General features: G+C 37.7%; 1 pseudogene. It reads right to left on the reverse strand.

What is annotated here, in order from left to right:
• A pseudogene (locus tag ACFIK8_RS09100) lies at positions 1-268 on the reverse strand (CCA tRNA nucleotidyltransferase); the annotation flags it as partial.

The raw sequence follows: 268 nt of genomic DNA on the forward strand, positions 1-268 counted from the left end.
AGCAAGCTGATAAAGCCTCATATAATTTTCTGCTTTTTGCAAAGCCTCGTTTCCCTTCAAAGCATCAACATGTGCTGCAACCAAAGAGAGAGATAATTGATCTAAAACCGGCTGTCGACCATAAAAATAAATCAATTTTTGCACAAAATTTTCTGAACAGTTTTGGCTAATTATTTCCAACTCTGCCCACTCCTTTAATCGCTTTGTTTCCTTATAAGATAAATGCAAGCGATGTGCCATTTCATGAAGACGTATGGGATCAGGAGGA

The sequence above is a fragment of the Bartonella sp. MR168JLCBS genome, assembly GCF_042194175.1.